We start from the raw sequence: 774 nt of genomic DNA, 5'->3' as shown, positions 1-774 counted from the left end.
AAGCGGCGGCTATGGTGAGGCCATCGCGAAGGCCTTGCCTGATGCTGAGCAGGTCGCTGATCGTTGGCACCTGATGGAGAACTCCAGCCGGGCGTTTCTCGATGCAGTCGACAAGTCGATGCGCCAGATCAGGCAGGCGGTCGGCAGCAATGTCGTTGATCCCAAGCTTTTGACCTACGCTGAGAAACTGCAGTACGAGGGATATCTGCGCCGCCAGGAGACGAACGAGGCGATCCGAGAGCTGCCGAAGAAGGGAACGTCAATTCGACAGATTGTCCGGCAAACCGGCCATAGCCGGAAGATTGTCCGCGACGTTTTGAGGGGCCAGCGCCTTGATGTCTTTCGAACACGGTCCAGCTCACTGGATAGCTGGCTGCCTTGGCTCAACAGCCGCTGGGATGAAGGCGCGAGAAACGCATTGGCGCTCTGGCGAGAGATGAAAACGAAGGGCTTTCCGGGACAGAGCGGGGTCGTCTCGCAATGGGCACAGCGGCGGCGTCTTGCGGAGAAGGCCAACCAGAGTGGGCTTGCGCGAACGCCATCGGCACAGGTCATCGCCCGGCTGATGACAACCGCACGCGACGACCTCGCAAAATCCGAAGCGATCCTGGTGGCGGCTATCGAAGTGAACGTTCCGGAACTGATAGTCGCCCGCACGGCCATTGGTGACTTCCAATCCATGATCCGCTCCAAGACAGCACGAAAGCTCGATGAATGGCTTGAAGCTGCGAAGACCAGCCTGGTCAGCTCGTTTGCCGGTGGCGTTGAAAAAGA

General features: G+C 59.4%; 1 pseudogene. It reads left to right on the top strand.

What is annotated here, in order from left to right:
* Window positions 1–774 (top strand): annotated as a pseudogene (locus RNA01_RS23455) (ISL3 family transposase); the annotation flags it as partial.

This window comes from Paenirhizobium naphthalenivorans, from assembly GCF_007992095.1.
Taxonomy (GTDB): domain Bacteria; phylum Pseudomonadota; class Alphaproteobacteria; order Rhizobiales; family Rhizobiaceae; genus Allorhizobium; species Allorhizobium naphthalenivorans.
This window is presented reverse-complemented; position numbering and strand designations above follow the sequence as displayed.